This is a genomic window from Sulfitobacter sp. M85 (genome assembly GCF_029285915.1).
GTDB lineage: Bacteria > Pseudomonadota > Alphaproteobacteria > Rhodobacterales > Rhodobacteraceae > Sulfitobacter > Sulfitobacter faviae.
Map to the genome: position 1 here is coordinate 55,717 of NZ_JABECQ010000004.1, position 12,996 is coordinate 68,712.

General features: G+C 63.0%; 10 protein-coding genes. All 10 read left to right on the plus strand.

What is annotated here, in order from left to right:
* Positions 1-10 precede the first annotated feature (10 nt).
* A complete protein-coding gene (locus HKX24_RS08850; RefSeq protein ID WP_271689234.1) occupies positions 11-982 on the plus strand; it encodes an ABC transporter permease in 972 nt (323 codons plus the stop codon).
* Positions 979-1,818 (plus strand): ABC transporter permease, encoded by an 840-nt coding sequence (locus tag HKX24_RS08855; protein ID WP_271689235.1) that lies wholly within the window; start codon positions 979-981, stop codon positions 1,816-1,818. Before HKX24_RS08850 ends, HKX24_RS08855 begins: the two co-directional genes overlap by 4 nt.
* Entirely contained in the window at positions 1,815-3,437 is a 1,623-nt protein-coding gene (locus HKX24_RS08860; RefSeq protein WP_271692099.1) for an ABC transporter ATP-binding protein, read from the plus strand. Before HKX24_RS08855 ends, HKX24_RS08860 begins: the two co-directional genes overlap by 4 nt.
* A 39-nt stretch (positions 3,438-3,476) precedes the next feature.
* Positions 3,477-4,223: an SDR family oxidoreductase gene (locus HKX24_RS08865; protein WP_271692098.1), complete on the plus strand. Its 747-nt coding sequence runs from the start codon at positions 3,477-3,479 to the stop codon at positions 4,221-4,223.
* 150 nt (positions 4,224-4,373) lie between these two features.
* The gene (locus HKX24_RS08870; RefSeq protein ID WP_271692097.1) at positions 4,374-4,844 is read left to right on the plus strand and encodes a (2Fe-2S)-binding protein; all 471 of its coding nucleotides are present in this window, start codon (positions 4,374-4,376) and stop codon (positions 4,842-4,844) included.
* Positions 4,845-4,848: 4 nt separating this feature from the next.
* The gene (locus HKX24_RS08875) at positions 4,849-7,149 is read left to right on the plus strand and encodes a molybdopterin cofactor-binding domain-containing protein (protein WP_271692096.1); all 2,301 of its coding nucleotides are present in this window, start codon (positions 4,849-4,851) and stop codon (positions 7,147-7,149) included.
* A 244-nt stretch (positions 7,150-7,393) separates the two neighbouring features.
* Complete coding sequence (locus HKX24_RS08880; RefSeq protein WP_276153926.1) at positions 7,394-7,729, plus strand: Hpt domain-containing protein; 336 nt, start codon at positions 7,394-7,396, stop codon at positions 7,727-7,729.
* Positions 7,730-7,741: 12 nt separating this feature from the next.
* Complete coding sequence (locus tag HKX24_RS08885) at positions 7,742-9,685, plus strand: cellulose biosynthesis cyclic di-GMP-binding regulatory protein BcsB (protein ID WP_276153927.1); 1,944 nt, start codon at positions 7,742-7,744, stop codon at positions 9,683-9,685.
* Positions 9,686-9,691: 6 nt separating this feature from the next.
* Positions 9,692-11,584, plus strand: a complete 1,893-nt coding sequence (locus tag HKX24_RS08890) for a glycosyltransferase family 2 protein (RefSeq protein WP_271692092.1) — start codon at positions 9,692-9,694, stop codon at positions 11,582-11,584.
* The gene (locus HKX24_RS08895; protein ID WP_271692090.1) at positions 11,581-12,996 is read left to right on the plus strand and encodes a hypothetical protein; all 1,416 of its coding nucleotides are present in this window, start codon (positions 11,581-11,583) and stop codon (positions 12,994-12,996) included. The genes HKX24_RS08890 and HKX24_RS08895 overlap by 4 nt, the downstream gene beginning before the upstream one ends.

Here is a 12,996-nt window from a genome sequence, read left to right on the forward strand (position 1 = left end):
GGCGGATAGCGTGATACGTTTCATATTGGGCAGGTTGGTCAAGGCAGTGTTTATCCTGCTGGCGATCCTTGTCTTCAATTTCCTGCTGATCCATGCGGCACCGGGTGACCCTGCGGCGGTCATGGCGGGCGAAGCCGGGGCGGCGGACGAGAAATTTCTTGCAGACCTGCGGGCGCGTTTTGGCTTGGACCAGCCGCTTTACATGCAGTTGTGGATTTACATCAAAGGCGCGGTGCAGCTCGACCTTGGCTATTCCTTCCGCCAGCAGATGCCGGTGGCCGAGATGATCGGCGACCGCCTGCCGGCGACGCTCTTGCTGACCGGGGTGGCCTTTGTGCTGTCGTTGGTGCTGGGCGTGACCGCCGGCGTCGCAGCCTCTGCCCGGCAGGGGCGGTGGGGTGACACGATCATCTCGACCTTCGCGTTGCTGTTCTATGCAACCCCGCTCTTTTGGGTGGCGCTGATGGCGACGCTGGTGTTCTCGGTCTGGCTCGAATGGCTGCCGGGTTTTGGCTATTCCACCATCGGCGCGGGCTATACCGGCCTCGCTCATGTGTTGGATGTGGCGAAACATCTGATCTTGCCCGCGTCGACGCTGGGGCTGTTCTTCACGGCGATCTACATGCGCATGACGCGGGCCTCGATGCTCGAAGTCTCGCGGCTGGATTTCGTGAAAACCGCGCGCGCCAAGGGGCTGAACCGCGGCGTAATCCAGCGGCGGCACATCCTGCGCAACGCGCTCTTGCCGGTGATCACGCTGGCCGGGCTTCAGGCCGGGCAAATCTTTGGCGGGGCTATCCTGACCGAGACCGTCTTTGCATGGCCCGGCATCGGGCGGCTGATGTTCGAGGCGATCAACCAGCGGGATTACAACGTGATCCTCGGGGTCTTCTACATCTCGGCGGCCATGGTGCTGCTGTTCAACCTGATCACGGATGTCATCTATGTCATTGTTGATCCGCGGATAAGGCTGACGACATGATGAGTTTTTGGAAACGTTTCAGCTATAACCGTGGCGCGGTGATCGGCTTGGTTATCCTGACCTTCGTCATAGCCGCCGCCATCCTTGCGCCCATCCTCTTTCCGCAGAGCCCGTGGAAAATGGTGCAACGCCCCTTCCTACCGCCTTTCACCCAAGACGGGCTGCTTCTGGGCACCGATGCGCTTGGCCGTGATGTCATGGCGGGGCTTGCCCATGGCGCTTATGTGAGCCTGCTGGTCGGGCTGGTCTCGACCATTGTGGCGCTGGCCATCGGCGTGCCGGTGGGGGCCGCGGCGGGGTATTTCGCAGGCCGGATCGACGACGCGCTCATGCGCTTTACCGAGTTCTTTCAGACCATCCCGAGCTTTGCGCTCGCCATCGTGCTCTTGGCGATCTTCCAGCCCAGCCTGACCTTTGTGATCATCGCGATTTCCATCGTGTCATGGCCCCCGGTCGCGCGTCTGGTGCGGGGCGAGGTGCTGTCGCTCAGAACCCGTGAGTTCGTTGAGGCGGCGAGCCTGTCGGGCCTCGGCAATCTTCAGATCATCACCCGCCACATCCTGCCCAACGCACTGCCGCCAATCATCGTGCTGGCCTCGCTCATGGTGGCGCAGGCGATCCTGCTGGAAAGCTCGCTGTCCTTTCTGGGGCTGGGCGATCCGAACATCATGTCCTGGGGCTATATGATCGGGGCCGCGCGCACCGTGATCCGCACCGCTTGGTGGCTGTCCTTCCTGCCGGGCATGGCGATCCTGCTGACCGTGCTGGCGTTGAACCTGATCGGCGAAGGTCTGAACGACGCGCTGAACCCGCGATTGACGAGGAAATCCGAATGACCCTGCTTAGCATCCGTGACCTGTCTATCGCTCTGCCCATGGGGGCGGATCGGCTCTATGCCGCGAAGGACATCAACTTTGACCTCGCCCCGGGGGAGATCCTCTGCATTGTGGGCGAAAGCGGGTCGGGCAAATCCATGTCGGCCAATGCGGTGATGGGGCTTTTGCCGCAGGGGGTTCTGCCCGACAAGGGCAGCATCACCTTTGACGGGCAATCGATCCTTGGGCTGTCTGAGAAAGAGATGTTGAAACTGCGCGGCAGCCGCATTTCGATGATCTTTCAGGAACCTCTGAGCGCGCTGAACCCGCTGATGCGGATCGGTGCGCAAATCGCCGAGGTGTTCGAGGCCCATGGCGCGCTCACAGGGGCCGAACGCCGCGCGCGGGCGCTCAAGCTGCTGGAGGAGGTCGGCATTCCCGACCCCGAAGCGGCGATCCGGGCCTATCCCTTCCAGCTTTCGGGCGGGCAGCGGCAGCGGGTGATGATCGCGATGGCCTTGGCGTTGGAGCCTGACATCCTGATCGCGGATGAGCCGACCACCGCGCTTGATGTGACCACGCAGGCGCAGATCCTCAAGCTGATCGAAGACCTGCGGCGCAAGCGTGGCATGGCGGTGATCTTCATCACCCATGACTTTGGCGTGGTGGCCGATATCGCCGACCGGGTGATCGTCATGAAAAAAGGGGAGATCGTCGAGGCTGGCCCGGCCCAAGAGGTGCTGCTGAAGCCCCAACACCCCTATACCCGCGACCTCATCGACGCGATCCCCCGGCTGACCAAGACCGAAGCCGCGGCAGAAGTCGAACGCAGCCCACTTTTGAAAGTCGAGGGTCTGCAAAAGACCTTCTCCACCGGCTCTGGTACGCTTTTTGGTAAGCGTCGGGTGGTGAAGGCCGTGCAGGACGTGAGTTTTGAGCTTTTTGCAGGCGAAACCATCGGCATCGTGGGGGAGTCCGGTTCGGGCAAATCCACCGTCGGGCGCTCTCTGGTGCGGCTGCTTGACCCTGACGGGGGGCGCGTGTTGATGGACGGTGTCGACATCGCCGAGATGTCGGGGCCAGAACTGCGGGCGCAGCGGCGCAAGTTGCAGATGATCTTTCAAGACCCGTTCTCGTCACTCAACCCCCGCGCGCGAGTGTCGCGCATCCTTACCGAAGGGCTGGTTGCCTATGGCACCCCGGATAAGGAGGCCAAGGCCAAGGCGCGCGAGTTGCTGGAACTGGTCGGGCTGGACGACAGCGCGATGAAACGTTTCCCGCATGAGTTCTCGGGCGGGCAACGGCAGCGGATCGGCATCGCCCGCGCATTGGCGCTGGACCCGTCGATCATCATCGCGGATGAGGCCGTCTCGGCCCTCGACGTCTCCATTCAGGCGCAGGTGCTCGACTTGCTGGCCGAGTTGAAAACCCGGCTCCATCTGTCGATGCTTTTCATCACCCACGACCTGCGCGTCGCGGCGCGGATCTGCGATCGGATCATCGTGATGCAAAAGGGCCAGATCGTTGAGGCGGGGCCGGTCAGCAAAGTGCTGCACGACCCCGATACCGCCTATACGCGCAGCCTGCTCGACGCTATTCCGGGGCAGGACTATGAACGCGCGCTGGCGGCGGCCGATTAGGGCGCTACCTCAGCCGCTGCGCCCAAGATGGATCAGACGATGAAACCTGTGGATCACGACCAAAAGACGCTGCTGCTGACCGGTGCCAGCCGGGGCATCGGCCATGCCACGGCCAAGGCTTTCGCCGACAAGGGTTGGCGGGTGATCGGCTGTTCGCGGCAGGCGTTTTCACCCGAATGCCCTTGGCCGGGCGGGGCGCAGGACCATGTGCAGGTCGATCTCAGCGATCCGAACCAGACGATCGAGGCGGTCGCGCAGGTCAAAAGGCTTTTGGGCGGTAACCCTTTGCATGCTCTGGTCAACAACGCGGGCGTCTCACCCAAGGGCGAGGATGGCGCGCGGCTCAGCACGCTCGACACCGATCTGCGGACATGGGGCGAGGTGTTTCATGTGAATTTCTTCGCCTCCGTGGTGCTGGCGCGCGGGCTTCAGGATGAGCTTTCTGCCGGGCGTGGGTCGGTGGTGAATGTCACCTCCATCGCCGGGTCGCGGGTGCATCCCTTTGCCGGGGCGGCCTATGCCACCTCCAAAGCGGCGCTGGCGGCGCTGACACGCGAGATGGCCCATGATTTCGGCCCCCTTGGCGTGCGGGTCAACGCAATCGCCCCGGGCGAGGTTGAGACGGCGATCCTCAGCGAGGGCACCGACAAGATCGTACGCGACATCCCCATGCGCCGCCTCGGCCAGCCTGATGAGGTCGCGCGGGCGATCTATTTCCTGTGCAGCGCGGAAAGCTCCTATGTCTCGGGGACCGAGATCGAGGTGAACGGCGGGCAGCACGTCTGACCGCGCGGCGCGCGACCATTCTGACAATCGCGTGATCAGCGCAGTCTTGCGCTGTCATCCCCGGCCATTAGACCTATGTACAGCCGCTCAATCAGGGCAGCTATACGCGCGCTCCCCTCAGGCAAAGCATACCCCAAGGGACACCACTTCATGATAAAATTCGAATTGAACGGGCGGTCGATTTCTATCGATGCTGACCCGGACATGCCCCTACTGTGGGCAATCCGTGATGAGATCGGCCTCACCGGCACCAAATTCGGCTGCGGCATCGGCGCGTGCGGCGCTTGCACCGTGCATATCGACGGCACCGCGACACGGTCCTGCATCACCTATCTGGGCGACGTCGAGGGGCTGTCGGTCACCACGATTGAAGGGCTGGACGAAGAGGGCAAGCACCCGGTTCAAGAAGCATGGCGCAACCTGCGCGTGCCGCAATGCGGTTATTGCCAGTCGGGCCAAATCATGCAGGCGGCGTCTTTGTTGCAAGGCACGCCCAACCCCAGCGACGAAGACATCGACGCGGTGATGACCGGCAACCTTTGCCGTTGCATGACCTATCCCCGTATCCGCCAAGCCGTGCGCGACGCCGCCACCGCAATGGGAGGCTCCGACAATGGCTAATCTGATGTCCCGCCTGAAAGGCTCCGACGCGCAACCGCAGATGACCCGCCGCGGGTTTCTGGTGTCGATGACCGCCGCGGGCGTTGCCTTTGGCTTCCCGCAAGCGTCGAATGCCGCGATGAACCCTGCCGTGCCCGATGGCACGCCGATCGCGCCCAATGGCCAGCCCTTTGAGCCGTCGATGTGGTACTGGATCGACGCCGAAGGTCAGGTCAACGTCAACATCATCCGCGCCGAGATGGGCCAGCACGTCGGCACCGCCATCGCCCGCATTTTGGCTGATGAGTTGGAGGTCGCGTGGGAAAATGTGCACATCACCCATGTCGACACGGCTGAGAAATGGGGCCTGATGGTCACCGGCGGCAGCTGGTCGATCTGGCAAAGCTGGCCGGTCTACCGTCAGGCGGGTGCCGCCGGGCGCACCGCCCTGATCGAAGCGGCGGCGGCCAAATGGGGCGTCGATCCCGCCGGTCTGACCGCGCGCGACGGGGCCGTGAGCGATGGCACGCAGAGCATCAGCTATGGCGATCTGGTGGCCGAAGGCCTTGACCGCAGCTTTACCGAAGACGAATTGGCGGCCCTGCCGCTGAAACCCCATGCCGATCTGCGGCTTGTGGGGGAGGACGTGCATCCGCTTGATCTGGATACGAAAACCACGGGGCAGGCGATCTATGGTCTGGATGCCAAGGTCGACGGCATGGTCTACGGCGTGCCGATGCTGCCGCCGACGCGCTATGGCTCCAAGGTGAATTCTGTCGATGACAGCGCCGCGAAAGAGGTCAAAGGCTACCTTGAGACCGTGGTGCTGGATGATCCCTCGGGCACCGTGCCGGGCTGGGTCGTGGTGCTGGGCAAGACGCTCCATGCCGCACGGATGGCCACCTATGAGATCAGCGTCGATTGGACGGCGGGCGAAACGGCGGATGTCTCAGAAGACGATATCTACGCCCGCTCTCGCGCGTTGATCGACAGCGATGCCGGGTCGATCCTGCATACCGAGCAGCCCGAGACTCGCGCCGCTTTCGATGCCGCCGCCGAGACGCTGGAGGCCGAATACACCACGCAATCCGTGCTGCACTTCCAGATGGAGCCGGTCAACGCGACCGTCTTCCAAAACGCCGATGGCGTTTGGGAGACCCATGCAGGCAACCAGTGGCAATCGCTGATTTTGCCGACACTAGCGGCCGCGCTGGAGGTGCCCGCCGACAAGATCGTGATGCGCAGCTATATGCTGGGCGGTGGCTTTGGCCGTCGTCTGAACGGCGATTACATCGTGCCCGCCGCGCTGGCCTCCAAGGCCGTGGGCAAGCCGGTGAAACTGGTCTTCTCCCGCGAGGAAGACGCCCAGTTTGACAGCATCCGCTCGCCTTCGGTGCAAAAGCTGCGCATGGCTTTCGATGAGGGCAAGGCCATCACCGGGATGGAGCATCACGCCGCCGCCGGTTGGCCGACGCAGGTGATGGCACCGGGTTTCATGCCCAAAGGTGTCAACGAAGAGCCTTACGATCCCTTCGCCATCGACGGTGCGGATCACTGGTACAGCGTCGGCGCGCACCGTGTGCGGGCGATCTCGAACGATCTGGCAAACGCGACCTTCCGCCCCGGTTGGTTGCGCTCGGTCGGGCCGGGCTGGACCAACTTTGCTGTCGAAAGCTTCATGGACGAGGCAGCGCATAAGATCGGTGCCGACCCGTTGCAGTTCCGTTTGGACCACCTGAAGGCCGAAGGCATCAACGCAGGTTCCGCCCCCAATGCGGTGGGCGGGGCGTCGCGGCAAGCGGCTGTTTTGCAGCGGGTGGCCGAGATGTCAGGCTATGGCCAGACGGAGTTGCCCGAGGGCACGGCAATCGGGATCGCCACCACCTTTGGCCAATCGCGCACCATGCCGACTTGGACCGCCGCCGCCGTCAAACTGGCGGTGGATGCCGAAACCGGTGACGTCGCGGTCGAGAAGATGTGGCTGGCCTTTGATTGCGGCACCGTGGTCGATCCCGACGGCGCGCGCGCGCAATGCGAGGGCGCGGCGCTTTGGGGTCTGTCCATGGCTCTGCATGAGGGCACGCGGATCGAAGACGGCAATGTCATCGACCTGAACCTTGGGTCTTACACGCCGCTGCGGATGGTCGATGTGCCTCAGATCGAGGTCGCTTTCGTCGAGAGCACGGAAGTGCCCGTGGGTCTCGGAGAGCCGGGCACCACGGTCATCGCCCCGGCGATTGCCAATGCGATCTTCAACGCCACCGGGGCGCGGGTGCGTCATCTGCCAATCACCGGCGATGCGATTCTTGCGGCGCTGGATAGCTGATAGGAGAAGGCGGGCGCGGCATGTCGCGCCCGCCTTCCATTTGGTCTGAGGGCGCCGGCTGGTGAGGTGGGCTGCGCATTCGCCGGGCAGCGCGGCGGTTGCCTAAATTCAACGGCTCAAATTTTGGGCATTCACGCTTAAAAACTTAGAAAATCGCCCATTGCGCCATAATTCTGACAGGTTTCGAACAATAATCTAAACGAGCTATCTGGGCTCCTTTACGGGCGGGTACGAAGGACGATCTGTGGCACCTACCGAGACATATGAACAACGCGTCGCCGCGACGCGAAAGCGTTTCATCGAAGGCATGCCAGAGCGGTTGCAGGCCGTCTCTGACGCGCTCCGGGAGACGGACGGGGCTGACCCGCGCGAGACCAAGGCGCGCAAGGTCCACCGCATGCTGCACGATCTGGCTGGCAATGCCGCGATGTTGGAATATGCTGAGATTGAAGACTGCCTGCGCAAAGGGCTGCGCGTTGCCGAAGATGCCGATGAATCCTCTTCGCCGTTGTCGACTGACGATATTCGTATAATTAAGATGGCTCTGTCTGATGCCCGCAGCGTCGCTGAAAAAATTTAAGAAAGCCTCTCCATGAAGTATCCCGCAATCGGTTTGTTGGCGGCTCTGCTGCCGTTTCAAGTTCACGGCCAAACAACCACGGGTGAGGGCGCGGTGAGCGTCCCTGCTGAGCAGGTTCAGGAGGGGCTGATCGCGCGGACCTTCGATCTGGCGGAGCTTGGCTTTCAAAACGGTCTGTCCTTCCGGCAGCTTTCGGGCAATGCGACGATCTATATCCCGCTGCCCAACCCGGATGCGCTGAGTTCGGGCAGTTTGCAGCTTGAGCTTGAACATGCCTCCACCACCGAGGTGGACCGCTATTTGCAAGTCGCGGTCGCGGGCCGTCCGGTGACCTCGCAGGCGTTGCCCGATGGGGCAGGGCGGCTGAGCGTTCCGGTCCCGCTTAGCCCCGAGGACGTGTCGGGCGGGTTTATCGCCGTGGGCCTGTCCTATTCCGGGGCTTTCAGCGATCGGGTCTGCGTGGACGAACGCGCTTCGGGCGATTTTCTTGAGATCACGGCGTCCTCTTCCGTGACCTTGCAATTGGACCCGTCTGAGATCGACACATCGGCGGCATTCGCCGGGCTGCGCCCTGCGGATACGCGTCTGGCCATCGGGGGCAACGACTCCCTCGCCGCCTTGGCCGCTGCGACCCGCGCCGCTGCGCTGTTCGACGCCGAAGCCGGGCGGCTGACCTTTGGCGGCGACGGGGCCAGCACATCCGGCGCATGGTCCGAGGGGGTCATCCAACTGGACGTATCCACCTCCGGCGTGGCGAGCGAAATGACCGTGGACAATCAAGCGGGCCTGCCCGTCTTGAACCTGCGCGGCAGCGATCCGCAGGTGGGGCTGTGGCAACTGGTCTCGGAATGGTCGCCCCTGTCGAACCAAGGCGCGACCGTGGTCGATGTGGCCGGGGGACCGGCCCGCTTTGACGACCGTTTGCCGCTGTCGGCGCTGGAGGGCGACCTCACCCCGCGTCCCGTGGTTTCGACCGAAGACTTCTTTGTGCCGTTCCAATCCTCCGACCTTCCGGCGGGCAAGGGCGTGTCTGGCGTGAACCTGCATGTCGCCGCAGCGCTTGACCCCGAAGGGCGGGGGGCGACGGCTTCGGTCTTTCTGAATGACACGCTGTTGGGCAACCGCCCCCTTGGCAGCGGCAAGCCCGAGCAGCTGACCTTTTCGGTTCCGAACGGCCTGCTGGGCCGGGATAACCTGCTGCGCGTGTCGATCCAGCGCCAGCCCTCGGGCGGCGAATGTCGTTTCAAACCGCAGGGCTATCCGGCGCAAATCCTGCCCGGCAGCGCCCTGCTGCTTTCGGATTCCACAGCGCAGGATCGGGACTTCTTTACCCTGAGACAAGAATTCGCCGATGGCGTTCAAGTCGTGCTCGACCCCGCGCTTTCGCTTGATTTCGCGCAGACCCTGCCGTGGCTGGCAGGTGTCGCGGGCAGTGTGATCCCGGACCGCGCCCCTATTCTGCCGCGCGCCTCTGTCGAGGCGCTTGAGGGGGATGAGCCTTTCTTTGTGATCTCTGACCAGAACCCCGGCGATGCAGAGCCGCTGATCACCTTCAATCAGGGCCGGATCGAGGTGCGCGACCGTCAAGACAACCTGATCTATTCGGGCGAAGACCTGTCGCGGCTTGGCGTTGTGCAGATCGTCACCCGGGGCGACACCCGTGGCCTGTGGCTGCGTCCGGGCAATGGCCCTGCACCAGAGCTGACGCCCGAACGCCCCATGATGTTGGACCGCGGCGATCTGGCGCTGATCGGGCAGGAGGGGGTGATCCTTGCCACCGCCACCGACCGCAGCCCGCTCGTTGATGTCGTCTACCCCGACCGCACCAGCCTTGCACAGATGTTGGCCAAGTACCGACCCTGGATCGTGGGGGCCATCTGGGTGCTGGTGACGCTGCTTGTGCTGATCGTGTTCCAGCGCGTCTACCGCGCCCGTCGCGGCAAAGACGAGACGTAAGCCACCGTGCCGTTGGATGCCGAAAGCGAAGCCATTGGTTCGCTGCTGCTTGACCGTGGCGCGCTGACGGCGGAACAGCTCGACGCGGCAGAGGAGCTGGCCGAGGAGTGGAATGTCTCTCTGGTCAAGGTTCTTCTGTCGCGGCGCTGGCTGACCACGCAGACCCTCTACCGCGAGATCGCCTTTTACCACGGGCTCGCGCTGGTCGATCTGATCGAGGACCGCGCCGATGACGATCTGATCCGCCAGTATGATCCGGTGGTGATGAACCAATTCATGACGGTGCCGATTGCCCGGGCAGAGGATGGCACGCTGACGGTGGCCACCTCGCGCCCCGGCCCGCGCACGCTGCTGCATATCCGCGAGGTTTACGGCTCTGGCGTGACCATCGTCGTGGCCTCGCATTTCGATGTGTCATGGCAGTTGCAGCGCGCCTTCCGCGAGAAACATTCGCATGAGGCTGTCTTTGCGCTGGCCGAGCTTGACCCCGACATGTCGGCGCAGAACGTCGTGACCCCGCCACAGATCTTGGTGATTTACCTCATGATCTCGGCGCTTCTGCTGGGGCTGGCCTTTGCCCCCGTGGTCACGCTGATCGTGCTGAACGTCCTGCTGACGGTGTTCTACACCGGCAACTTCCTGTTCAAAGCGCTGCTGGTCTGGCTCGGCGGTGCTGCACAAGAGACTTCATCGCGGGCCATCGCGGCCGAGGCATCGCTGCTGCGCGACGAAGACCTGCCGATCTATACCGTGCTGGTGCCGATGTTCCGCGAGCCCGAGGTGCTGCCGATCCTTGCCCAAGCGCTGCGCAACCTCGACTATCCGTTGGCCAAGCTCGACATCAAGATCGTGCTGGAAGAGGGCGACCACGAGACCATCGACGCGGCGCGCAAGCTCGACCTTGAAGGCGTGTTCGAGATCATCCGCGTCCCGGCCTCCCACCCGCAGACCAAACCCAAGGCCTGCAACTTTGCGCTGCGCTATGCGCAGGGTGATTTCCTCGTGATCTTCGACGCCGAGGATAAGCCCGAACCGGATCAGTTGAAAAAGGTCATCGCTGCCTTCAACCAATCCGCGCCCAATACCGCCTGCATCCAATGCCGTTTGAACTATTACAACGCGCGGGAGAACTGGCTGACGCGGATGTTCACGCTGGACTATTCGCTGTGGTTCGACCTGATGCTGCCGGGGTTGGAGCGTTTGGGCGTGCCGATCCCGCTGGGCGGCACCTCGAACCACTTCCGCATGGACGTGCTGCGCGAGTTGAACGCGTGGGATCCCTTCAACGTGACCGAGGACGCCGATCTGGGCATTCGTCTGACGCAGAAGGGCTACCGCGTGGGCGTCATCGATTCCACGACCTTTGAAGAGGCCAATGTCTCGATCCCGAACTGGGTGCGCCAGCGCTCGCGCTGGATCAAGGGCTATATGCAGACCTTCCTCGTCCACAGCCGCAGACCCATTCACCTGTGGCAATCGGTCGGGGCGGCGGGCGTCTTTGGCTTTGTCTTCTTCATCGGGGGCACGGTGCTCTCGGGCCTGTTGAACCCGGTCTTCTGGTCGATCTTTGCCATCTGGCTGATCTTCGGGACCGAGGTGATCACCCCCTATTTCCCGCTGCCGGTGCTCTATCTGTCGTTGGTGAACCTCTTGGCGGGCAATGGCTTGCTGATCTATCTCACGATGGTGGCACCCTTCCGGCGCAGGTGGACCGATCTGGCCCCTTGGGGGATCACCGTGGTAGGCTATTGGGTGCTGATGACCGTGGCCTCTTACAAGGCGCTGTCGCAGTTGATCTTTAACCCGTTCTATTGGGAAAAGACCCAGCACGGCCTGTCCAAACACACCGCCAATGAGGTGGCCGAAGCCAGTGCCGAAGCGACGGAGGCCGCGCAATGATCCGCGCCGCCTCATGGTCTTTCGGCTTTGTCGCGCTGGCGCTGCTGCTTTTGCTCACCCTCGGCTGGACTGAGGCGCATGGCTTCCTGTCGATGGACGTGACCGACCTCTGGGCCAAATCAATCGTACAGATCGAGGGGCCGGCGCAGTTCAAGGCAAGCGATGCTTTCTACCCGCCCGTGCCCTATGCGCTGTCGCTTTTGGGGCAGGCGGTCTTGCCCGATACGCAGGTGCCGGTGCCCTTCGTGCTTTCCGCGCTGGTGGGGGCGGGGCTGCTGGTCCTGTGGTTTCTCAACCTGCGCGACACGGGCGGGTTTTCGGGCGTGACCTCGGCGCTGGTGGTGTTGTTTTTGGCGCTGAACCCCTTTTTCCTGCGCGCCTTGGCCGATGGGCCTGAGACGATGTTTTGCATCTTGGGCACATGGCTCTTCGCGCGCGGGATCGTCAATCTGCGGCTGACGGGCAATGCGCCGGATATGATGAAAGTGGCCGTCGGGCTTTTGGTGGTGGCCCTGTCTGACAGCTATGGCCTTATGCTTTGTCTGGGCGCGATGCCCTTTATGATCGTCGCGGCACGGCCCAGCATGATCGCGGTGTCGTCGACGGGCTATCTGGTGGCAATGTTCTATCCCGTGGCTGCCGCCGTGGGGGCGCTGATGTTCGTCAGCATGATCTTCGACAGCCGCCTGATCCCGCTTTTGTCGGAAAGTGCCACGCCGCTGACCTTGGGGGAGCATCTGGTCATTCTGGCCGGGCTGGGCCCGGCGGCCCTTATCGCGATCCTGCGCAATATCATGGTCCCGCGTCTGTTCATGCCGCTCTTGGCAGCGGTCGGGGCGGTGCTGGGCGGCTATACGCTTAACGTCTTTTTCCATGTCGAAGGCGACCCGGCCATGGCGCTGGCGCCCATGCTGGGGGTCTTGGTCGCCGCGATCCGCTTTTGGCCGAACCTGTCCTTGCGTGAGCCGATTGCCATCGCGCTGTTGGCGCTGTCGCTGCTGACCTCGGCGGTTGTGATGCGCCATGTCGCCCATGACGAAACCCGCGCTTGGACCAACGCGATGCTCGGCGCGGAAAACGCAGCGTCCCGCCCCGCGCGAGAGGTCGTTTCATTCTTGCGCGACAAGTCTGATATTATGGTAGATGTTGAGAGAAACCCCGAGATCGTCGTCGGTCTGGGGAATATCGACCGGCTGGTGATCGCCGGAGAGCCTGCCTACGACTGGGCGCTTGAGGGGGGCGTGCCGCGCACAAGGTACATCGTGGTCCCGCAACAGGCGGAAGGGCAGGCCACAGCAGACAGAATTCTGCGCAGGTTCCCGCAGCTGAAGCAATCGCAGATGCCGGGGTATGAGGAGGTTTTTCAAAACAGCCGATGGCGTGTTTTTGAAAGAGTTAACGAGTGGAATTAA

Excerpts from the sequence above, each read along its gene's own strand:
- HKX24_RS08885 (WP_276153927.1), top strand. The coding sequence starts at position 7,742 with ATGAAGTATCCCGCAATCGGTTTGTTGGCGGCTCTGCTGCCGTTTCAA.
- HKX24_RS08865 (WP_271692098.1), top strand. The coding sequence starts at position 3,477 with ATGAAACCTGTGGATCACGACCAAAAGACGCTGCTGCTGACCGGTGCC.
- HKX24_RS08895 (WP_271692090.1), top strand. The coding sequence starts at position 11,581 with ATGATCCGCGCCGCCTCATGGTCTTTCGGCTTTGTCGCGCTGGCGCTG.
- HKX24_RS08875 (WP_271692096.1), top strand. The coding sequence starts at position 4,849 with ATGTCCCGCCTGAAAGGCTCCGACGCGCAACCGCAGATGACCCGCCGC.
- HKX24_RS08855 (WP_271689235.1), top strand. The coding sequence starts at position 979 with ATGATGAGTTTTTGGAAACGTTTCAGCTATAACCGTGGCGCGGTGATC.
- HKX24_RS08860 (WP_271692099.1), top strand. The coding sequence starts at position 1,815 with ATGACCCTGCTTAGCATCCGTGACCTGTCTATCGCTCTGCCCATGGGG.
- HKX24_RS08870 (WP_271692097.1), top strand. The coding sequence starts at position 4,374 with ATGATAAAATTCGAATTGAACGGGCGGTCGATTTCTATCGATGCTGAC.